Annotated in this window: 18 protein-coding genes; 5 read left to right on the plus strand and 13 right to left on the minus strand. The window is 60.1% G+C overall.

The window, feature by feature from the left end; translation table 11 throughout:
- Window positions 1-85: 85 nt before the first annotated feature.
- Window positions 86-781: a tellurite resistance TerB family protein gene (locus ACZ5A6_RS21050; RefSeq protein WP_003516244.1), complete on the minus strand. Its 696-nt coding sequence runs from the start codon at window positions 779-781 to the stop codon at window positions 86-88.
- A 110-nt stretch (window positions 782-891) separates the two neighbouring features.
- Complete coding sequence (locus ACZ5A6_RS21055) at window positions 892-1,530, minus strand: 2-dehydro-3-deoxy-phosphogluconate aldolase (protein WP_003516242.1); 639 nt, start codon at window positions 1,528-1,530, stop codon at window positions 892-894.
- 171 nt (window positions 1,531-1,701) lie between these two features.
- Between ACZ5A6_RS21055 and ACZ5A6_RS21060 the strand changes: the two genes are divergently transcribed.
- The 3 genes from ACZ5A6_RS21060 to trhO all read left to right on the plus strand — a co-directional run bounded on the left by ACZ5A6_RS21060 (window position 1,702) and on the right by trhO (window position 4,140).
- Window positions 1,702-2,190, plus strand: a complete 489-nt coding sequence (locus ACZ5A6_RS21060) for a CYTH domain-containing protein (RefSeq protein ID WP_025595043.1) — start codon at window positions 1,702-1,704, stop codon at window positions 2,188-2,190.
- Entirely contained in the window at window positions 2,174-3,082 is a 909-nt protein-coding gene (locus ACZ5A6_RS21065) for a CHAD domain-containing protein (protein WP_333722123.1), read from the plus strand. Before ACZ5A6_RS21060 ends, ACZ5A6_RS21065 begins: the two co-directional genes overlap by 17 nt.
- A gap of 101 nt (window positions 3,083-3,183) precedes the next feature.
- Window positions 3,184-4,140, plus strand: a complete 957-nt coding sequence (trhO, locus tag ACZ5A6_RS21070; protein WP_065660371.1) for an oxygen-dependent tRNA uridine(34) hydroxylase TrhO — start codon at window positions 3,184-3,186, stop codon at window positions 4,138-4,140.
- A 110-nt stretch (window positions 4,141-4,250) separates the two neighbouring features.
- Here trhO and ACZ5A6_RS21075 read toward each other — a convergent pair whose 3' ends face one another.
- The 11 genes from ACZ5A6_RS21075 to ACZ5A6_RS21125 form a co-directional block, all read right to left on the minus strand.
- Window positions 4,251-6,500, minus strand: coding sequence for a bifunctional diguanylate cyclase/phosphodiesterase (locus ACZ5A6_RS21075; protein ID WP_003516234.1), 2,250 nt, complete (start codon window positions 6,498-6,500; stop codon window positions 4,251-4,253).
- 196 nt (window positions 6,501-6,696) lie between these two features.
- The gene (locus tag ACZ5A6_RS21080; protein ID WP_003516232.1) at window positions 6,697-7,476 is read right to left on the minus strand and encodes a MetQ/NlpA family ABC transporter substrate-binding protein; all 780 of its coding nucleotides are present in this window, start codon (window positions 7,474-7,476) and stop codon (window positions 6,697-6,699) included.
- 53 nt (window positions 7,477-7,529) lie between these two features.
- Window positions 7,530-8,198, minus strand: a complete 669-nt coding sequence (locus ACZ5A6_RS21085) for a methionine ABC transporter permease (RefSeq protein ID WP_003516230.1) — start codon at window positions 8,196-8,198, stop codon at window positions 7,530-7,532.
- Entirely contained in the window at window positions 8,188-9,288 is a 1,101-nt protein-coding gene (locus ACZ5A6_RS21090) for a methionine ABC transporter ATP-binding protein (RefSeq protein WP_013762329.1), read from the minus strand. Before ACZ5A6_RS21090 ends, ACZ5A6_RS21085 begins: the two co-directional genes overlap by 11 nt.
- Window positions 9,289-9,583: 295 nt before the next feature.
- Complete coding sequence (locus ACZ5A6_RS21095; RefSeq protein WP_003516226.1) at window positions 9,584-10,213, minus strand: NAD(P)H-dependent oxidoreductase; 630 nt, start codon at window positions 10,211-10,213, stop codon at window positions 9,584-9,586.
- Between the two features lie 285 nt (window positions 10,214-10,498).
- On the minus strand, window positions 10,499-11,878 hold the full coding sequence (locus ACZ5A6_RS21100; protein WP_065703337.1) for a GH1 family beta-glucosidase: 1,380 nt from the start codon (window positions 11,876-11,878) through the stop codon (window positions 10,499-10,501).
- Between the two features lie 768 nt (window positions 11,879-12,646).
- Complete coding sequence (xylA, locus tag ACZ5A6_RS21105) at window positions 12,647-13,957, minus strand: xylose isomerase (RefSeq protein ID WP_003516221.1); 1,311 nt, start codon at window positions 13,955-13,957, stop codon at window positions 12,647-12,649.
- A 241-nt stretch (window positions 13,958-14,198) separates the two neighbouring features.
- A complete protein-coding gene (xylB, locus tag ACZ5A6_RS21110) occupies window positions 14,199-15,653 on the minus strand; it encodes a xylulokinase (RefSeq protein ID WP_464111436.1) in 1,455 nt (484 codons plus the stop codon).
- Between the two features lie 103 nt (window positions 15,654-15,756).
- Entirely contained in the window at window positions 15,757-16,779 is a 1,023-nt protein-coding gene (locus ACZ5A6_RS21115; RefSeq protein WP_013762325.1) for a LacI family DNA-binding transcriptional regulator, read from the minus strand.
- Between the two features lie 368 nt (window positions 16,780-17,147).
- On the minus strand, window positions 17,148-18,731 hold the full coding sequence (locus ACZ5A6_RS21120; RefSeq protein ID WP_013762324.1) for a DHA2 family efflux MFS transporter permease subunit: 1,584 nt from the start codon (window positions 18,729-18,731) through the stop codon (window positions 17,148-17,150).
- Window positions 18,732-18,761: 30 nt separating this feature from the next.
- Window positions 18,762-19,967, minus strand: a complete 1,206-nt coding sequence (locus ACZ5A6_RS21125) for an HlyD family secretion protein (protein ID WP_019566960.1) — start codon at window positions 19,965-19,967, stop codon at window positions 18,762-18,764.
- Window positions 19,968-20,127: 160 nt separating this feature from the next.
- On the opposite strand from ACZ5A6_RS21125, the gene ACZ5A6_RS21130 reads away from it, so the two are divergent.
- Window positions 20,128-20,814 carry a TetR/AcrR family transcriptional regulator gene (locus ACZ5A6_RS21130; RefSeq protein ID WP_003516212.1) on the plus strand — a complete coding sequence of 229 codons (687 nt, stop codon included), beginning with the start codon at window positions 20,128-20,130 and terminating at the stop codon, window positions 20,812-20,814.
- Window positions 20,815-20,996: 182 nt separating this feature from the next.
- Window positions 20,997-21,755 (plus strand): TerC family protein, encoded by a 759-nt coding sequence (locus tag ACZ5A6_RS21135; RefSeq protein ID WP_060642669.1) that lies wholly within the window; start codon window positions 20,997-20,999, stop codon window positions 21,753-21,755.
- Window positions 21,756-21,793: the final 38 nt, after the last annotated feature.

Here is a 21,793-nt window from a genome sequence, read left to right on the forward strand (position 1 = left end):
TGGGAGAAGGATTAGGCCAAGCGGGGCTGGATGACAACAGTGCATATACGGAAGGGGGGGCGTGGTTCACCCCCCTCTTCTAACCTCAAACCTTCGCCGCCACCACCGTCGACTCGATATGGTCGACCAGCGCATCGGGCAACCCCAACCGCCCGGCAAGCAGATCGAGATAACCGCGCTCAGCCCGCGTATCGGCCTCTATGGCAAGACGCGAGGCGGTGTAGATTTCCACCTTCTGCTCCTCTGTGCGGGCAGCAGCCACCAGTGCGTCGATATCCAGCGGATCGGCCAGTTCCTTCTCGAGGAACCGCTCGGCTTCAGTGTCGAGGCCGGACACCTGCACCTTATCCATGATGTTGGCGCGCTCTTTTTCGTCGATATGGCCGTCTGCCTTGGCAGCGGCAATCATCGCCTGGATGAGTTTCAGCGCAAAATCGTTGGAAAGGGCGGGAGATTGCGGATGGAAGGCGGAATCGGCGGGCGGGGCGAGAAGCTCCGGCTCGGGTTTTGGAGCTACTTCAGGCGCCTGCCCGGATTTGTAATTCTTGTAGGCGAGATAACCGAGACCGGCGATGGCCGCGACGCCGCCGATGGTGGCGACATTGCCGGCGAGCTTGCGGCCGGTCTTGGTGCCCAGAATGGCGGCGGCGAGCGCACCGGCCTTCATCGGATTGTTCTTGGCGATATCGGCGGCCTGCCCGGCTCTGTCACGGACGCTTCCCGAAAGGCCCGGCACCTGTGAGCCGAGGAATTGTTCAAGAAGCTTCTTGGCGTCGAACATCAAAATCTCCTGTGAGGGTAAAGTCTACACGGGAAGATAGGGAGCCATGGCACGAATACAAATGACAAACCCGCTCACGCCTTCGTGAACGGGCTTGAAGAAGTGGCAGATCAGCCGCGCAGTGCTGCGGCTTCGGCGGCGAGCCTGGTGATGCCGGCCCAGTCAGCCGTTGCCACCAGTTCGCGCGGAGCAACCCAGGAACCGCCGACACAGACGACGTTCGGCAGGGAAAGATAATCATTGGCATTCTTCAGCGAGACGCTGCCGGTCGGGCAGAACACCGTGCCGGCGAGCGGCGAGGACAGCGCCTTGAGGTATGGCGCGCCACCGGCTTGTTCCGCCGGGAAGAACTTCAGCACCTTGTAGCCTTCGTCGCGCAGCGCCATGACTTCGCTTGCCGTGGCGGCCCCTGGAAGCAGCGGCACGTTGGAGGCGCGCGCAGCTTCCAGCACGCTTTTGTTGATGCCGGGGCTGACGATGAAGGTTGAACCGGCTTCGGCGGCCGCCTCGAAATCTTTGGCGTTGAGGATGGTGCCGGCGCCGACATGGGCGCCCTCCACTTCCGCCGCAACCGCACGGATGGCATCGAGTGCCGCCGGCGTGCGCATGGTGATCTCGATTGCCTTCAGGCCACCTGCGACCAGAGCGCGCGCGAGCGGCACGGCGGAAGCGGCATCATCCACGATCAGCACCGGCACGACTGGCTGCAGCTTGAGGATGGAGAGCAGTTTTTCGGAGTCCTGGGCCAAGATAAGCCTCCCTTGCGCGATTGAAACGATTGAAATCCGGTTTATCGATTAGCCTGCCCCGGCCTTGATGTCGAGGCATGGCAAGACCATTTTTATCCAGATACTTCAATCTATTCGCTTCTTTATGACGTCTTCATGCGATAATCTGGCGCACCGGTTTACGGAGACAGCATGGCCAAGGAAATCGAGCGGAAGTTTCTGGTTGCAGGCGATGAATGGCGTAATGAAGTGACGCATAGCATGGCTTTCCGGCAGGCATATGTTGCCTCGCTGGAAAATCGTTCGGTCCGGGTCAGGATCGTCAACGGGCTTGACGCGACACTGACCATCAAGATCGGCGCGAGTTCGCTCGTCCGCGATGAATATGAATATTCCATTCCACTGAATGACGCGGAAGAATTGATGGCCAGCGCCCCCGGCGTGGTGATCGAGAAGATGCGCCACACGGTTGATCACGGTGGATTCACTTGGGAAGTCGATGTTTTCGAGGGTAAATACAAGGGGCTGATCGTGGCGGAGGTAGAGATGGACGACGAGAACGCCAACCCCGATCTGCCCTCCTGGCTTGGCAAGGAGGTAACGGGCGACCGTCGCTTCTCCAACCAGTCGCTCGCCATGGACTGTCCCCACGGAGACTTGGCGGATGCCCTTCAGGATTGACCCGAACAAACCGTTCGACGATGAAATCCGCCGCGCGGGACTGGAACTCATCGAAGAGGCGATAATCAGCCTTCGCGACCAGCCTTCCGGGCGCCACGAGGCGGTGCACGATGCCCGCAAGCGGTTCAAGCGGCTGCGCGCCCTCTACCGCCTCATCGCCAGGGCAGCACCCGATTTCAGCAAAGAGGAAAACGCCCGCTTTCGCGACATCGCCCGCTCGCTCGCTTTTGCGCGGGAAGCGACGGCGCTCGTGGAGACGGTGGAGTATCTCGAGACCTTCGCGGCCTCCACGACGCAAGGAAAGGCGCTGCGATCGATCGCGACAGTCCTGCGCAAGCGCCGCGACCACGCCATCGAACATGAGGCAGGTCTCGACGAGGCCATTGCGGCCGCCATCGCCGGCTGCGAGGAAGCACGCAAGAGGCTGAAGGCAGTGTCGCTGCCGGACGAGCTTAAGGATGTGACAAGGCTGGTGAAGACCGGGTGGGCGAAGCAGAGGAAGAGGGCGCGTAAAGCACTTGCCGACTGCCATGAGCAGGCCGACGTCGAACATTTCCACGAATTGCGCAAGGCGGGCCAGGCCTACTGGATGCATCTCGGCCTTCTGCGCCGCCTCTGGCCATCGGCCATGCGCGCCAAGCGGGCCGACACCAAGCGGCTGGTCGACATCCTCGGCCACGAGCACGATCTTTCGGTCCTTGCCGCCTTTGCCGACCGCGAACCGGAGCGTTTCGGCAATGGCGAGCGACTGGCTCTGCTTCTCGATGCAATCATTCAGAGGCAGCAGGCGCTGCGCGGAGATGGCCTTGAGCTGGCAAACGAAGTCTTCTCCGAATCCGCCAGAACCGAAAGCCGCATCGTCGCCCTTTTATGGCGGCAGGCGGCGAAGTAGACCGGAAGGCCCGAAGAGACTGAGAATTTGACGATTTTCAAAATACCGGCAGCGGCGGATAAATATTGATTTGCGGCCGCCGCCGCTGTATTTCAGCGCCCATGACCGACACCACCATTCTCCCCCGCCCGGAAGCCGCCCCTCACCCCACTGGCGATTTTCTCGTGGCTGCGCTTTATCATTTCGCCCGCCTGCCGCGGTTTGAAAGCCTGCGCGACGAGCTGTTTCAGCTTTGCCGGGAAAACGGCGTCAAGGGCACGCTGCTTCTGGCGGCGGAAGGCATCAATGGCACCATTGCCGGGCCCGATGCGGGTGTGCGCGCCATACTTGCCTTCCTGCGTGCGCAGCCGGAATTTACGGCGCTGGAACATAAGGAAAGCCGGGCATCGAACATGCCCTTCGTGCGCATGAAGGTGAAGCTCAAGAAAGAGATCGTCACCATGGGCGTGCCGGATATCGATCCCAACCGCATCGTCGGCACCTATGTCGATCCGCGCGACTGGAACTCGCTGATCTCCGACCCGGACACCATCGTCATCGACACCCGCAACGACTACGAGACCGCGATCGGTCTCTTCAAGGGCGCGGTGGACCCGAAGACCAAGACCTTCCGCGAGTTTCCCGACTGGGTAAAGAACAATCCCGGCCTGCACAACAAGCCGAAGATCGCCATGTATTGTACCGGCGGCATCCGCTGCGAAAAGGCGACCGCCTTCATGAAGGAACAAGGGTTCGATGAGGTCTTTCACCTCAAGGGTGGCATCCTGAAATATCTGGAAGAGGTGCCGGAAGAAGAGAGCCTGTGGGAAGGCGCCTGCTTCGTGTTTGACGAGCGCGTCTCCGTCGTCCACGGTCTTGCCGAAGGCGATCACAAGCTCTGCCACGCCTGCCGCAACCCGATCACATCGCAGGTGCGCCAATCCCCGTTGTTCGAGGAAGGTGTGTCCTGCCCGAGCTGTTACGACGACCGGACAGAAGAGGACCGCCAGAGGTTCCGCGACCGGCAGCAGCAGATCGAACTGGCAAAGAAGCGCGGCGAGCGCCATCTGGGGCGCTAAAGCGGATCGGCGGCCAGCCACGGCACGTCTTCACGGTGAGAAGGCTCTTACGCGATTAGCGACTTGATCGCTCTGGGCCCCGGATGAGGTCCGGGGTGACGGAGTGTGGATCACCCTTTTGCCCCTGCCCGAAGCGCAAACAGCGGCGCCGTCTGCTCCTCCAGCATGGCTGTAATTTCTTCAGCGGCGACGGGTTTTGAGAACAGGTAGCCCTGCAATTCGTCACAGCCACACAGATGCAGGATAGCCGCCTGTTCTTCTGTCTCGACGCCCTCCGCCGTGACAGGAATATCGAGAGATTTCGCAAGCGCCACGGTTGCCTGCAACATTTCCAGCGACCGCCCGCCCTGTTCCAGGGCCATGACAAGCGACCGGTCGATCTTCATGCGGTCGAAACCGAAGCGGCGCAGATATCCGACGCTGGCGAAACCGGCTCCGAAATCGTCGAGCGCTATATGCAGGCCAAGCTGTTTCAGCTTGTCGATTGCCGCACTTGCCCGCTCCGGATTCTGGATGAAATAGCCCTCGGTCATTTCCAGCCGCAGCCTTGCGGTCGGCGTCTGCGTGGCGGCGAGAATATCCGCCACGTTGCCGGAAAAGGCCGGATTGCGGAACTGAACGGGTGAAATATTCACCGAGAGCTTGATGGAGGGCCATTGACCCGCCGTCTCGCAGGCCTTGCGCAGCACCAGCAGGCCGAGCCGCTCGATAAGGCCACTGGTTTCGGCAGCGGCGATGAAGATATCCGGCGGCACGAAGCCGTATCCCGGCCTTTGCCAGCGGGCAAGCGCCTCCACCCCGGTTATACTGCGCGTGGCGGCATTGACGACCGGCTGGTAGACCACCGATATCTCGTCATTCAGGATGGCATAACGCAGATCGGCCTCAAGCTGCAGCTTTTCCTCGCGCAGCGCATCCATTTTCAGCTCGTAGGCGACGTAACGCCCACGCCCGTTTTCCTTGGCCTGATACATGGCCATGTCGGCGCGGCGCAGCAGTTCCTCACCGTTGATATCACCGGCTCTGGAGACGGAAGTGCCGATGCTGCAACCGATGCTCGCCACACGCTCGCCGATGCTGAACGGCTCGGTGAACAGTTCGAGCAGCGCCTGGCAGAGCTTGCGGCCTTCCGACCACACGTCGTTGCCCTGAATGGCGATGGCGAATTCGTCGCCGCCGAGCCGCGCGAGCACGGCATCTTCCGGCACAAGCACCCTGAGCGCCGCCGCAACGCCCTTGATCAGTCGATCGCCGGCAGCGTGACCGTAGGAATCGTTGATCTCCTTGAAACCATCAAGATCGAGGTAAAGCAGCTTGATATCGGTCTTGTCGTGGCGGGCCTTGCCCACCATGCGGTTGAGCTTGGAAAACAGCCCGGCGCGGTTGCTGAGCCCGCTCAGACGATCGCGCAGCGCCTCTTCCCTCGCCGCCGCCTCGTCAGCCTTCAGCCGGTCGAGCGTCGCCGAACCGATGATGAGAAGTACGAGAAAGAACGTTCCGGCAATGCCGAGTGCCGTGAAGACGACCGGTCGGGCCTCATGGAAGCTCACGTCCCCCGGCAGCTGGGAGCGCCAGACGAGCCGCGCCAGCACATCCCCAAGCGGATTGACGACATCCACATGGTTGGTAGCCGGTCCGTCGCCATATTGCAGTTGCAGACCATCGATGACGTAGTTGCGGGCCAGCTTGTCTACCGTCGCCTGTTTGAGATGACGCGCGAAAATCAGATATCGCCGCTCGGATCCAACCGGAGGCAAGACCCCGGATTTGAGCCGCACCAGCGCGACACCCGTAGCCGCGACGCCGTCGCGGGTTTTCACGAAACCGGTGACCTGCGACGCGATGCCGGGACGCATGGAGCGAACCCGTTCGATCATCTCCTTGAGGCCTTCTGCAAAATAGTCATGGGGCTTCCAGGCAACCGGCTTGCCGTTCTGGTAGGCCATGCGGACCTTGCCGTCTTCGTCGAGGACGACGGCGGTATCGAAAAGATCGCTGTTGACCGTCATCTCGCCATAATTGCTCGCCACCCAGTCGAACCTGTCGGGGGCGTAGACATAGTCGGCGGCATCGTCCCAGGCGGCGTAGTCGTTCAGCGTCGCGCCAAGCTGGTCGCGGAAGGTGACAAGGGCGCCCGCCGTTGTCTCTCGCGAGCGGGCATTGTCGAGCGAGTTCGCCCTTTCCCTGACCTGGCTCAGAGCAGACAAGACCAGCGCGGTGACAATGAGAAGCACCAGCGCAAATGTGGACAATACGACGCCGACGGCGGTTCTACGCCCGACCGGCAAATATTCCCCAATGTTTCGCGGCGCAATCCGCATAAAATCCCCTTCGAAAGCATCATCTTGCGAAGGAAACATTCAAAAGCCGTTAAGTTGGATTGTGGCGACGCCACAAAAAACAACGGGTATAAAACGACAGTATGGGTGAAATAGAGAAAAATTCTCCCCACAATGGTGGGGGATTTTCATAAAAACTGCGGATGCGTTCGCCCCGCAAACAAAAAACCTCCCCCGCGAACGGGAGAGGCTGCAACTTCAATCGTGTCAGGCCTGATTACCAGGACGGAATGACCGTGCCGTTGAACTTCTCCAGAATGAAGGCCTTCACTTCCGGGCTGTGGTAGGATTCCACCAGCGTCTTCACCCACGGCTTGTCCTTGTCCTGCGCACGAACGGCGATGACGTTTGCGTAAGGGGACTTTTCGCTTTCGATGGCAATGGCGTCCTTCTTGGGGTTCAGGCCTGCTGCCGTAGCATAATTGGTGTTGATGACCGACGCATCGGTGTCATCCAGCGAGCGCGGCAACTGCGCAGCGTCAAGTTCGACGATCTGGATGTTCTTCGGGTTTTCGGTGATGTCGGCAGGCGTTACCTTCAGACCGGCTTCTTCCTTGACCTTGAGCACACCCTTGGAAGCGAGAACGAGAAGCGCACGGCCGCCATTGGTCGGGTCGTTCGGAATACCGACCGTCGCGCCGTCCTTCAGCTCGTCAAGGCTCTTCACCTTCTTCGAATAAACGCCCATCGGCGTGGTGATGGTGGTGCCGACGCTGACGAGATCGAACTTGCGGTCAGCGATCTGGTTGTCGAGGTAAGGCTGGTGCTGGAAGGAGTTGGCCTGAAGCTCACCGTCTGCCAGTGCCTGGTTCGGCACGACGTAGTCCGAGAACTCGACGATATCGATGTCCAGTCCCTTGGCGGCGGCGATCTTCTTGACCTGTTCCATGATCTGCGCGTGCTCGGCAGGTGTAACACCAATCTTGATGGTTTCGGCCAACGCCTGACCGGCGGTAAAGAGAGCGGCGAGCGAAGCCGCGAGGATGATTTTCTTCATGGATGTCTCCTTGGGTTTGTTGTTCTTGGGTTTGTTGTTCGTGAACGGTTTTATCAGTTCTTGCGGGTGCGCTTGTCGAAGCTGCGGGCAAGCCGGTCGCCGGCGCTCTGCACGAGCTGTACGAGCACGATCAGCACCAGCACCACGACCAGCATCACGTCAGGCATGAAGCGCTGGTAGCCGTAGCGAATGCCGAGATCACCCAATCCGCCGCCGCCGACAGCACCGACCATGGCCGAATAACCGATGAGGCTGACGAGCGTGAGGGTAAGCGCCAGCGTGATGCCCGGCTTTGCTTCCGCAAGCAGGACCTTGGTGACGATCTGCAACGGTGTTGCGCCCATGGCGCGGGCCGCTTCGATCAGGCCCTTGTCGACCTCGCGGATCGCCGCTTCCACCAGCCGCGCGATGAAAGGCACGGTGGCAACCGTCAGCGGCACGATGGCCGCACTGGTGCCGATGGAAGTGCCGGCGACCAGCCGCGTGAAGGGAATGATCGCCACCACCAGAATGATGAAGGGCGTGGAGCGCGCCGCATTGACGACAAGGCCGAGGATGCGGTTCGTCATCGGCGCGGGGAAGAGTTCGCCTTTGCCGCTGGTGGCAAGGAAAACGCCCATTGGCACGCCGATGATGGAGCCGACGATGCCGGCGACCGCGACCATGTGCAGCGTCTGCAGAAGACCCTTCGACAGAAGGTTGAAAAGCATATCAGGCGACATAACCGAGCACCTCCGTGTGAAGACCGGTCTCAGTATAAAAGCGGCCGGCGCGGGCGGTGATTTCCGCCGTGGCCGGATAGGACACAACCAGCGAGCCGAATGGTTCGCCGGAAATTTCCTCGATGGTGCCGGCAAGGATGTTCACGTCAGGACCGATTTCCGCAACAAGACGCGCGGTCAGCGGCTGGAATGCCGTTTCGCCGAAGAACACCAGCCGCACGAGAACGCGGTCACCTTCCGCGGCTTCCGGCTTCAACCCTGATGTAACCCAGTGCGGCAGCTTAACCCCGACCGAGGACGACAGCAGGCTGCGGGTCGTCTCGTGTTTCGGCGCGGTGAAAATATCGAAGGTGCGCCCCTCCTCCACGATCAGGCCCCTGTCGATGACGGCGACCTGCGAGGCGATGGTCTTCACCACCTCCATCTCGTGGGTGATGAGCAGCACTGTCAGCCCAAGTTCGGCATTGATCCGCTTCAGGAGTTCAAGGATGGACTGGGTCGTCTCCGGATCGAGCGCGGACGTCGCCTCGTCCGACAACAGCAGCTTGGGTTGCGTCGCAAGCGCGCGGGCGATGCCGACACGCTGCTTCTGCCCACCCGACAGTTCCGCCGGATAACGCTTCGCCTTGTCGGAAAGGCCGACGAGTTCGAGCAGCGGCGTTACCCGCGTTTCGATCTCTTTTTTACCGAGACCGGCAATTTCTAGCGGCAGCGCCACATTGTCGAAAGCGGTGCGCGACGACAGGAGATTGAAGTGCTGGAAGATCATGCCGACGGAACGGCGAAGGGTCCTCAGACTCTTCTCATCAAGGGCGGCAACATCGACACCGTCGACGACCACCCGGCCGGACGACGGTTTTTCAAGGCCGTTGGCGAGGCGGATGAGGGTGGATTTGCCGGCACCAGAGCGGCCGATGATGCCGGTGATGGAACCCTTCGGCACGACATAGTCAATGCCGGCGAGGGCTGCGAAGCCCGGCTTGCCATCGCTGCCGCCAAAGGTCTTGGTCACGCCTTCAAACGTGACCATCGCGTCCTTGGCAGTCTGCGGTGCGCGCGCGAGCGATGTCGCGTTGGATGAAAAACTCATTGGGAACTCTGCGAAAACTCTTGACGGATCGGGTCTCAAAAAATCCTGTTGCGGTGCTGAACCGCTCTCTTCATGCAGCCTTCCGGCACATTCGATGACAGCTGATTTTCCGGGTCATTTCGTCAGGCTTTCACTCAGAAATGCCGGGGATCGGCAATTCGATGGCGCATACTTGCCCGCAGGCGCCATCTTTTAACAGGGATGATTTTTCAATTATCTGAAATCAGAGAAAAAATCTACCGCAAAGCCGTCTGTGCGGCCCTGCGGCAGTCAAGACTTCGCGAGTGCGTGAAAATCAGACGCGGCTGACGAATTCCTCAAGCGGGCGGCGGACCTTCTTCAGGTTCACCAGCCAGTCGCCTTCCGGCTCGCGGTATCCGAGCGGCAGGATGGTGACGGAGCGCAGGCCCTTTTCACGCAGGCCGAGGATTTCATCCAGCTTGGCCGGATCGAAACCTTCCATCGGTGTGGAATCCACACCCTCGAAAGCAGCCTGCGCCACCGCCATGCCGAAACCAATATAGGCCTGACGGGCTGCGTGTTCGAAATTCACCTGCTCATCACGCTGCGGATAGGAGGAGAGAAGCTTCTGACGATACGCTTCCCAGCCCTCGTTCTTGACGCCACGCTCTTCGTTGACCAGATCGAACATATGGTTGATCCGCTCTTGCGTGTAGTTATCCCACGCCGCAAACACCAGAAGATGCGAGCCTTCAGTCACCTGCGCCTGGTTCCAGGCGATCTCGCGGATCTTTGCGCGCACTTCCGGATCGGTAACGACGATGACTTCGAACGGCTGCAACCCGCTGGAAGTCGGCGCCAGCCGGGCGGCTTCGACGATGCGCTCGACCTTGTCTTCCGCAACAGTCTTGGAAGGATCCATTTTCTTGGTGGCATAACGCCAGTTGAGTTTTTCGATAAGCATGTTCGTTTTCCCTGGGAGGACCAGCCCGCACCGCTCCGGATGAGGCAGCAGCAGGCGCTACGTCTGCGTAGCCTGCCTGACATAGGAGACAGGATGGCAGGCGCAAGCAGGCACCGCCGGGTAACTGGCAAAAAAGTTTGGAAAACTGATAGTAAGGTGGAAGAACTTTATTGGGGAGAGCGATCGTGTACTTTCCTGGTGAGGAATACAGCAGGTAAAGTTCACACACGAGCCAGCCTTTCCACCCTCATCCCTGTGCTTGTCACAGGAATGAGGGAGAAAGCCTCACCCCTTCATCACACCGTGGTTCCCCTTCGGAAAACCCGATGCCAGCGCGCTGTACCATTTGCCGCTGTTCTTCAACGTACGAACCTGCGTTTCGTAATCCACGTGCACGAGGCCAAAGCGCATGCGGTAACCTTCCGCCCATTCGAAATTGTCCATCAGGCTCCAGGCGAAGTAACCCCGCATGGGGTAACCGTCCTTCACCAGATCAGCAACGATACCAAGATGTTCGGCGTAATAGTCAAGACGGGGTTGATCATCCACCTCGCCGTTTTCGACACCCATATTGTAGCAAGCGCCATTTTCGGTGATGTAGCAATCGGGCAGCTCGTAGCGCTCGTAGAGCGTCTCCACCAGCGAGTGCAGCGCCGGCGCATAGACTTCCCAGCCGATATCGGTTTTGACATCGCTGACGGCCGGGGCTGGTTTGGTGGCAGGGAATTCCGCACCTTCGGTGGCGTCGTCGGCAACGCGCATCGGTGTATAATAATTCAGGCCCCACCAGTCGAGCTTCTGGCTGATGATGGACAGGTCTTCCGCCTCCACCACCGGCATGCGGCTGCCCAGGGCCTCCATCATCTCCGCCGGATATTCGCCCTTGAAGACCGGATCGAAAAACGCGCCGTTGTGGAACTGGAATGCCCGTTCAGCTGCCTTCAGGTCGGCGTCGCTATTGGAGGCCGGGATGACGGAATGGGCGTTCAGCACCAGTCCGACCGGCACCTTGGGCGCAACATGGCGGGACGCCTCGACGCCGAAACCATGGGCAAGGTTGATGTGGTGCATGGCCGCAAGGGCTGCATCCATGTTGCGCTCGCCCGGCGCATGAATGCCATAGAGATGGCTGAGCCAAACCGCACACCAGGGTTCATTGAAGGTCGCCACCGCATCCAGCCGGTCGCCCAGCCGTGCCATGACGGTCTTGGCGTAACGCTGGAAGGCATGGGCGGTGGAACGCGAGGCCCAGCCGCCGTCGCCCATCAGTGTCAGCGGCAGGTCCCAATGGTAAAGCGTCGCATAGGTTTTTATGCCGCGCGCCTTGCAGCCATCGACGAGGCGGTCGTAGAAATCCAGCCCCTTCTCGTTGATCGGGCCGAATCCATCGGGAATGATGCGCGGCCAGGCAATGGAGAAACGATAGGCTTCGACACCCATTTCCTTGATCAGATCGAGATCATCCTCCCAGCGATTATAGTGATCGCAGGCAACGTCGCCATTGTGGCGCCCGAAGACATGGCCCGGCATGTTGCAGAAGGCATCCCAGATGGATGGCTTGCGACCGTCAACCTTGGTGGCACCCTCGATCTGGAACGAGGCGGTCGCCACGCCGAACAGGAAATCGCCGGGGAAACGGGCTGCAAGCGCTTTGTGATCGGTCATCGGATAGGCCCTTTCGTCATCCATCGAGCGTCAAAAGATGGAGAGCGGTTTAGACCAAGTCAGCAATGAGGTACAGCCGCAGGCACGCAAAATCTGCAACGTTTCAGCAGCGCGGTTAAGATATCCAAAGCGCTTTAGGTACACGAAAGTCGCCGCAACGGTTTCCCGGCAGCGGGAGAACGACAGCCCGGCAAATGCGGATGGGAGTTGAGTGTGGTGGAAAGTCTTGCATCTGCCGGGCCGCGCCTTGTTCGACCGGAATGCCGGTCGATCTGTGACAGCCTTTTCACGACACCTACCGGATCGGCCCTTCCCGCTACTGGCAATTGCGGGACGCCTTTCCGGAACGCGGTTTGCCAGAACCACGCTTGTCGATGCCGGCAGCCGGTCCGCGAAAGGCGCCGCGCGTATCGCCCTTCCGTTCCGGTTGCAGGGAAATGATGCAGCAAAATGGACGGGTGGGGACATGCGGGGAAAGGTTTTGCGGTAAGTGACTGGAAAGAAAGGAGGGGTGGCGCGGAAATGTTCTCGCCTTTGGCAGCAGACGGCGAGCATGCCCCCTTAATCCGGCTATCGCAGCCTTCTTAGTCTCATTTTATGGAATGTTATCTGCACCATCGGGCCCGGAGACCGAACGGTGCCGTACACCGCAGATACGACGTCATCCTCGGGCATGTCGCGAGGATGACGGAGGAGAGGTTTGCGGCTTTAACCAGCCAATAGACGGGGGATGCTCCCCCGTCCTTTGTTTATGAACGTACCAGTCCGTCAAACGTAACGATTGACGACGTTCTCCAGATATTCCTGACGACCGGACTTCGGCTCGGGGTTGATATCCTGGCGCTCGACCAGCGCTGCGATTTCTTCGAGCTTCAGCTCGCCGCGCAACATCTTCTGGGCTTCAGGTGCGTCCCACTTCGCGTAACGCTCCGAAAGCGGCTTCGACAGCGCGCCGTCCTCGATCATCTTCGCCGCCGCCTTCAAGCCGCGGGCGCAGCAATCCATGCCGCCGATATGGCCGATCAGCAGGTCCTGCGGATCGAGCGACTGGCGACGCAGCTTGGAATCGAAGTTGGTGCCGCCATTGGTGAAGCCGCCGCCGGCCAGCACGTGGTAATAGGCCAGCGCCATTTCAGGTACGTTGTTGGGGAACTGGTCGGTATCCCAGCCAGACTGGTAATCGTTGCGGTTCATGTCGATGGAGCCGAAAATGCCGAAGGCATTGGCCATGGCCAGTTCGTGTTCGAAGGAATGGCCGGCGAGGATGGCGTGACCCTGCTCGATATTGACCTTCACTTCCTTTTCGAGACCGTTCTTCTGCAGGAACGCATAAACGGTTGCGACGTCGTAGTCGTACTGGTGCTTGGTCGGCTCTTGCGGCTTTGGCTCGATCAGGATCGTCCCTTCGAAACCGATCTTGTACTTGTATTCCACAACCAGATTGAGGAAGCGGCCGAGCTGGTCCAGCTCGCGCGAAAGATCGGTGTTGAGCAGCGTTTCGTAACCTTCACGACCGCCCCATAGCACGTAATTGGCGCCGCCGAGCTTCTTGGTGGCATCCATGCAGGTCTTCACCGTCGCAGCCGAGAATGCGAAGACATCCGGGTCCGGATTGGTCGCGGCACCCGACATGAAGCGGCGGTTGGAGAACAGGTTCGCCGTGCCCCACAGAAGCTTTACGCCGGTATCAGCCTGCTTCTGCGCGAAATAGTCGACGATCTCGTTGAGGTTCCTGGTGTTTTCGGCAAAGTTCCTGCCTTCCGGGCGCACATCGGCGTCGTGGAAGCAATAGAACGGCGAACCGAGCAGCGAGAAGAATTCAAAGGCGACATCGGCCTTCAGCTTGGCGGCCTGCATGGTGTCTTCAAACCACGGACGCTGGAACGTCTGCCCACCGAATGGGTCGCCGCCCGGCCAGGTGAAGGTGTGCCAGTAAGCCACGGCAAAGCGCAGGTGATCTTCCATACGCTTTCCAGCAACGATCTCGTCGGGGTTGTAATGGCGGAAGGCGAGCGGGTTGGTGCTGTCGGGGCCTTCATATTTGATCTTGGCGATATCGCCGAAGAAGCCTGTGCTCATTGGATGGTTCCTCCTCTGGGGTGGGTTTAGGTGGTGTTCAAAAATTCGAGGTCTGCGCGGGCCGCTTACCCCCCTCTGTCCTGCCGGACATCTCCCCCACAAGGAGGGAGATCAGCAAGTTGCGCTCAACCGCTTCGAGCGCGACCTCACAGGAGGACGTGACCTAGCCGCTTGTCGATCTCCCCCATTGTGGGGGAGATGCACGGCAGGGCAGAGAGGGGTGAACGGCGCACGCAAAACCTCAATGCGAAAGCGGCCGAATGGCGGGATAAAGCGCGTGATACCGCTGGTAAGCCTCCTCATAAGCATCGCCAAGCGCCACCACCGGCTCGATCGTCCGCGCCGTTTCCGGCTGCGTGCAGACTGCAACCGGATCTGCACCTGTTGCAGCGATGAGACCGAGGCGGGCGGCGCCGAAAGCGGCGCCGAAATCGCCCTCGGCCGGAATATCCACGGGCACACCGAGCGAAGTCGCGATCGAGGCCAGCCAATAGGCCGAGCGCGAACCGCCGCCGATGGCGGTGACGCGGGAAATGGAGGTGCCGGCCGACTTCAGCGCTTCGAGATTGTCACGGATGGCGAAAGTCACGCCTTCCAGCACGGCCTGCGTCAGCGCCCTGCGGTCACTTTCATGCGAAAGGCCAATGAAAGAGCCGCGAATGGCGGCATCGTTATGCGGCGTGCGCTCGCCGGAAAGATAGGGTGCGAAAGTGACGCCGCTCGGCGCCAGAAGCTCGTCGCCCAGTTCACCCGTCAGTTCGGCTGCGGACTTGCCGGTGAGGCGCGAATACCAGTTGAGTGCATCGGTAGCGGACAGGATGACGCCCATCTGGTGCCATGTGTTGGGAAGCGCGTGGCAGAACGCGTGTACGGCGCTTTCCGGCTTCGGCAGATAGGAGGCGTTGGCGGCAAACAACACGCCGGAAGTGCCGAGCGAAACGAACGCGTGGCCCTCTTTCACCGTGCCCATGCCGCAGGCGGAAGCGGCATTGTCACCCGCACCGCCGGCCACCACGGCCTTGCCCGCAATGCCCCATTGCGAGGCGAGCTCGGCACGCAGCACACCTGCCTCCTCGGTGCCTTCGACCAGCGACGGCATGTGTTTTTCTTCAAGGCCGGTCGCCGCCAGAAGATCGGCAGACCATTTGCGTGCACCGGTATCCAGCCACGATGTGCCGGCGGAATCCGACATTTCCGAGATATATTCACCCGTCAGCCACAGTCGCAGGTAATCCTTCGGCAGCAGTACCTTGGCCATCTTCGCGAAGATTTCAGGTTCGTTCTTCGCCACCCAAGCCAGTTTCGGTGCGGTAAAGCCTGGGAATACGATGTTGCCGGTGATCTTGCGGAAGCGCGGATCGGCATCGAGTTCGGCAGCCTCGGCATAGGAGCGCGTGTCGTTCCACAGAATGCACGGCCGCAGCACATTGCCGCTCGCGTCTATCAGCGTCGCGCCATGCATCTGGCCGGAAAGGCCGATACCTTTCACGGCAGCGAGTTCCTTCGCAAACTTCTGCTTCAGACCTTCGACTGCGGTTTTGGTCGCGGCGATCCAGTCCGCCGGGTCCTGTTCCGACCAGCCGTGATGCGGACGCGAGACCTCCAGCGAGCCGTTGGCCGAGCCGACGATCTTCTGATCGCCGTCCATCAGCAGGGCTTTGACACCGGATGTTCCAAGATCGAGACCGAGATACATGTAATTCTCCATTCCGGCGCTCCTTGCGCCACTTCAGCGGTTTTAAGAGTCACCGCATTTCCGGACGGAAAACCGGCGGCCACTTTTCCTGGAAATGCTCTCCTCAGGGCAGATTGTCCCTGAGGAATATGTCGATACGGATACGCTCCTGCGCGGCGATGACAGCGAGACCATCCGCGCGCGCTTTCAACACGCGAATGGCGCTGCGCACCTCATGACCTGCATCCTGGTTGAGCACGGCATCGAGCACGCCTTCCCGCAGCGCATTGGCCGTGTTTTCGGTGAGCTCATGGGCGATGACGGATGGCGACCTTTCGCCCGATGACGCCCTGAGCGCCCGGATGAGGCCGCGATTACCGGCGCCGAGACTGTAGATGCCGGACAGCGCGTCGCTCGCAAGCGCCTTGGTGACCAGCGCCTCGACGGTGACGGGATCGTCCCGACCTTCGAGGACCGGCAATAGTCGCAAGTCCGGAAATTCGCTTTCGATGACGGAGCGGAAGCCGTCTAGGCGTTCGCGATGGTCGCGCACCAGCATGGAGCCGGCAACGACCGCAATATCGCCGCCGCGCCCGGACAGGAAGCGCCCCATGAGGCTAGCCGCCGTGCGCCCGGCCGCAACGTTGTCGACGCCGGCATAATGGTCGCGGCGCGAACCGGAGAGATCGGAAACCAGCGTGACGGTGGCGATGCCATCTTCGGCTAGCCGGTCTGCGGCTTCAGCAACATCCTCAGAATCGGTGGCGACGAAGGCGACGCCCGACGGCTTTTCCCGCCGCGCGACTTCCAGCGCCTCCGTCAGTGCCGCGGCATTGAAAGGCGGCACCTCGATAACGCGGATCGCCGTGCGCTCCAGATGGGCACGGGCGGCTGCGGCACGAACTTCGGCTCGCAGCGTCGCCATGAAGGAATTGTCGTTGCCGGGAAGGATGAAGACCAGTGAATAATTGCGACCCTTGGCCAAATTGGCGGCAGCGATATCGCGCACATAACCAAGCTCGGCAATCGCCGCCTCCACCCGCGCTCGAGTAGCGGCGTGAACGCCGGGGCGCATGTTCAGCACCCGGTCGATGGTGGCAAGGCTGACACCCGCCCGCTCGGCGATATCGTGAACTGTCGGCTTCATGTTTCCTCCCGTGCCATTTGAATATCCAGCTTTGCCGCCGTCGTAAACCGAAAAATGATGTACGTACCTCACATTTTCAGCAAGATGATGATTTCGCTTTATTTCCATCTCTAAACTGCGGGTGTGCGCCTTTGCCCGGCGTCATCCCTCGGCTTTTCCCAAGGATTTAGACACATCAATAAAATCAACAGGCTGCAGAATATCGGGGCTGACCAACAACTTCCGTCATTTTAGCCTTGGATCAAGGACTTGGGCTTACTGGATATCCGCTCAAGGACGGCATGAGGGAAAAGTATCGCAACCAGACAAAAAAAGGGGCCGTCATTTCCGACGGCCCCAGCTCTGCGGTGGATGGGAGGGGATTTTGTTCAGTGCGCCGCGTCTGGTGGCGGCGCTGCCTTGGGTTTCTGGATCAGCACGGTCATGAAGATCAGGCTGCCGAACAGCAGCGTCAGCGCGAAGAACACATCCGCAAAGGCGAGTATCCACGCCTGCTGCGAGACCATGCCGACCAGCTTCTTGATCGCGACGGAAGCACCGTCCAGCCCGTAGGAATCATAGTTCGCGCCGACATTGTTCAGCCACTCCAGCGCCTGTGGATTGGAATAGCTGACATGTTCCGCCAGCCGCACATAATGATCGTCGGTGCGTTGCGACAGCAGGGTGTTGATGACGGCAAGGCCAACCGCGCCGCCGAGGTTGCGGGTGAGGTTGAACAGGCCCGAGGCATTGCGGATGCGCGCGGGCGGAAGCGTGCCGAGCGCGATGTTGTTGATCGGCACCATACACATCATCAGTCCGAAACCGCGCAGGACCTGCGGAATCAGCAGCTCGTAGAAATCCCAGTCGGTGGTAACATGCGTCATGATCCACGTGCCGCAACCGAAGCTGATGAAGCCGATGGCCATCATGATGCGCGGATCGAGCTTGGTGGACACCTTGCCGGCAATCGGCGCGGTGAAGAACATGGCAAGACCGGAAACGAACATGGTCTCGCCGATCATCAGCGCATCGTAACCGCGCACGCGACCGAGATAGAGCGGGTAGAGATAGGTCAGCCCGTAAAGCCCTATGCCCATCACGAAGGAAAACAGCGAGCCGATGGAGAAATTTCGGTCCGCAAAGGCGCGGATGTCCACAACGGGGAAGTCCACCTTGAAGGCACGCCAGAAGAACACCACCGCACCGATGACCATGGCCACCGAACCGATGACGATATGCTCGTCGTTGAACCAGTCCTTGTTGTTGCCCTCTTCCAGCACGTATTCCAGAGAGCCGAGGAAGACGGCCATGGAGATCAGCCCCCACCAGTCGAACTTCTTCCAGAGCGAGGTTTCAGGCTTGTCGAAATCGATCAGGCTCCATGTCAGGATGGTGACGATGATGCCGGGAATGATATTGACGAGGAACAGCCAGTGCCAGGAAAAGGCATTGGAAAGATAACCGCCGACCGTGGGACCGATGGTGGGCGCAAGCGTGGCGACGAGACCGATGATCGGCGAGACGACCGAACGCTTGGAGGGCGGGAAAATGGTGAAGGCGGCCGCAAAGACCGACGGGATCATGCCGCCACCGATAAAGCCCTGGATCGCCCGGTAGACGATCATCTGGTCGATATTGGTCGCGGTGGCGCAGAGCGCGCTCGACAGGGTGAAGCCGGCGGCGCAGGTGGCAAACAGCACGCGCGTGGACAGGATGCGCGCCAGCGTGCCCGACAGAGGGATCATGATGACTTCTGCGATCAGATAGGATGTCTGCACCCAGGCGATCTCGTCGGAGCCCGCCCCGAGACCTGCCTGGATTTCCGCAAGCGAGGCGGAGACGATCTGAATATCGAGAATGGACATGAACATGCCGAAGACCATCGCGAAGAACGCGATGAGCCTGCGCTTGTCCATGGGTGGATCGACGGGGACAGATACCCCGCCTGTGCCGACAACCGTAGCCGCCATGATCTTGCCCTCAACGACGCCCTGGTTGGCCTATGGGTTAACGTGCGCTGTTTTCGTGTTTTCCGGCGCCGTGCGGGTATCCACATCGACGACGACGCTCAGGCCCGCACGCAGATTGTGCTTGGCTAGATCTTCCTTGGAGAAGACGATACGCACCGGTACGCGCTGGATGACCTTGGTGAAGTTACCCGTGGCGTTTTCCGGCGGCAGCATCGAGAAGACCGAACCGGAACCGGGCGAGATCGACTGGACCGTGCCCTCAATGGTCTCGTCGTCGAAAGCATCCACATGGACGCGGACCTTCGAACCGGGCACCACGCGGGCCAGCTGCGTTTCCTTGAAATTGGCGTCGATATAAAGCTCGTTCAACGGCACCAGCGAAGCAAGGCGCTTGCCGACCGAAACGAGATCGCCCGTCTGCACCGCCAGATTGCCGATAACGCCGTCATAAGGCGCTTTCAACACGGTGAAGGCCAGATCGCGGGCCGCCTTGTCCTTGGAAAGTTGCAGCGAACGGATGGTGCTTTCGGCTTCCTCGCGCTGGGCGCGAAGAAGCTCGACATTGGCTTTCGCGGACGAGATCGCCGCCTCGCCGGCTACGACATTCGCCCTGGCCTGATCGAGCGCGACCTGCGCGCTGTCGGAAGCGGCAACGGTGCCGACATCCTTCGCCTGCAATTCGGTGGCGCGCTTCTGGGTGATTTCCGCGCCGCGAAGGGCCGCATCCAGAGCGCCCTTCTGGGCAACGGCCTGTTCCTGCGCTGCCTCGCCACCGATGATCTGCGCGTCGATGCGCTTCAGCGACAGTTCCTCGGTACGGATCTGCGCGTCGGCCTGTTCAAGCGCGATGCGATAGTCGCCGTCATCCAGAGTAACCAGCGGATCACCCGCCTTGACTTCCTGGTTTTCGACAACGTTCACCTTGGCGATGTAACCCGAAACCTTGGGCGCGATGACCGCGATATCACCCTGTATATAGGCGTCATCCGTCGAAACCATGAAGCGACCGTCGATCCACCAGTTATAACCGTACCAGCCGGCGCCGGCGAGAAGGGCGATCGCAAAGATCGGCAGAAGCGGCGAACGCTTCTTCTTCTTCGGTGCGGCAATTGTCTGTGGCGGCTGTTGCGGCGGGGCCTCCACCGGCTTTGCCGGAGAGGTCTCAGCCTTGGCGGAAACGTCCGCCTCTTCCGCATCGTTGACGGCGCGAACCGCGCTATTCTTCTGGGCCGACATGAGATTGTACCGTGATAAATTGAAGAAAGTTTTTCGAACTGAACCGTTCGGTTCGATTGACATAATCCCTTTCCTGACACATATCAAGTGTAATCGAACTGATTGGTTCGACGTTCGGTTAATTTTTTTTACGCCATTGCAGTGCTAGGAACCGGTAACGATGGCAGGTGAAGACATGGATATGGAGACGGAAACCGAAACGGGCTGTCCGGGAAACCCCGCCGGGCGTTTTGCTGCGGGCGAAGACCCGGCCAAGCGTGAGCAGATTGTTGCCGGCGCCTGGCGCGTGTTCAAGCGCAAGGGCTTCGATGCCGCCAGCATGAACGACATCACGCGGGAAGCCGGCGTTTCCAAGGGAACGATCTATGTCTATTTCTCCAACAAGGAAGACCTGTTCGCCGCCCTTGTCGATCATCACCGCCAGGAATTCGCGACCTCCATGCGCAACATTCTGGCCGGCACCGAAGAGGTGCGCGACGGCCTGAAACAGTTCGGCAAGGCCTTCGCCAACAAGATGATCTGCTCCGAAATGATACCGGCCATGCGCTCGGTGATCGGCGTCATCGACCGCATGCCGAAGCTGGCGCAGCGTTTCTTCATCGCAGCACCCAACAACGTGCGCACCGTTCTTCAGGATTTCATCGAGCATCAGGTCTCGCTCGGCCATCTCAAGGTCGATGACGTCGAACTTGCCGCCCGGCAATATATCGAGCTTTCCACGGGCACTTTCTTCAAGCTGCGCCTGTTTGGAGAACTCGAAGGCCCGGTTCCCGAAGAGGAGCTGGACCGGGTGATCGACAGCGCCATCATGGTGTTCATGGCGGCTTACGGAACCGACAAGGCCTGAAATCATTCAGCAACGGGCGACCGGACCGGCAACGGCACGGGGCCTGATACGCGGTTTGCGCGAAATTTCGATGAAATCTTGCCTATCACAGGCGCGGTCTCCTTGTTTCTCGCGTATTGCGCTATAAATTCCACGAACCGAATGTTTCGGGTGGCCTTGTTGCTGAAAGGAAAAATTCCCTGATGGAGTCCGTTCTCCCTCTTCTGTCCGACCCCGCTGCCTGGGTGGCGCTGGTCACCCTGATCGTCATGGAGGTCGTGCTTGGCATCGACAACCTGATCTTCATCTCGATCCTCACCAACAAGCTTCCGCCTGAACAGCGCGAAAAAGCCCGCAAGATCGGCATCGGGCTTGCCTTGATCATGCGTCTCGGCCTTCTCGGCACTGTGGCCTGGATCGTGCAGCTCACCACGCCGGTCTTCGAAATCTTCGGCCACGCCTTCTCGTGGAAGGACATGATCCTCATCGCTGGCGGTCTCTTCCTGATGTGGAAGGCCACCAAGGAAATCCACCACAATGTCGATCCTGAAGATCACAAGGAAGACATGGTGGGCGGCCCGGCTGCGATGAATTTCGGCGCCGCCATCGGCCAGATCCTGCTGCTCGACCTCGTGTTCTCCGTGGACAGCATCATCACCGCCGTTGGCATGACACCGCATCTGCCGATCATGATCGTGGCCGTGATCTTTGCCGTTGCCGTGATGCTACTCGCCGCAACGCCGCTCGCCAACTTCATCGAGCGCAACCCCACCATCGTCATGCTGGCACTCGCCTTCCTGATGATGATCGGCACGACCCTGATCGCCGAAGGCATGGGCTTCCATGTTCCCAAGGGCTACGTCTATGCCGCCATGGCGTTTTCGGCGCTGGTGGAACTGCTCAACATGCTGGCGCGTAACGCCAGACAGCGCAAGAAAGCACAGGCGGCCAAACCGCACTGATTGCCCCGACCCGTCATGCCGGACCTGATCCGGCATCC

The sequence above is a fragment of the Agrobacterium sp. 6Ca8 genome (assembly GCF_055382765.1).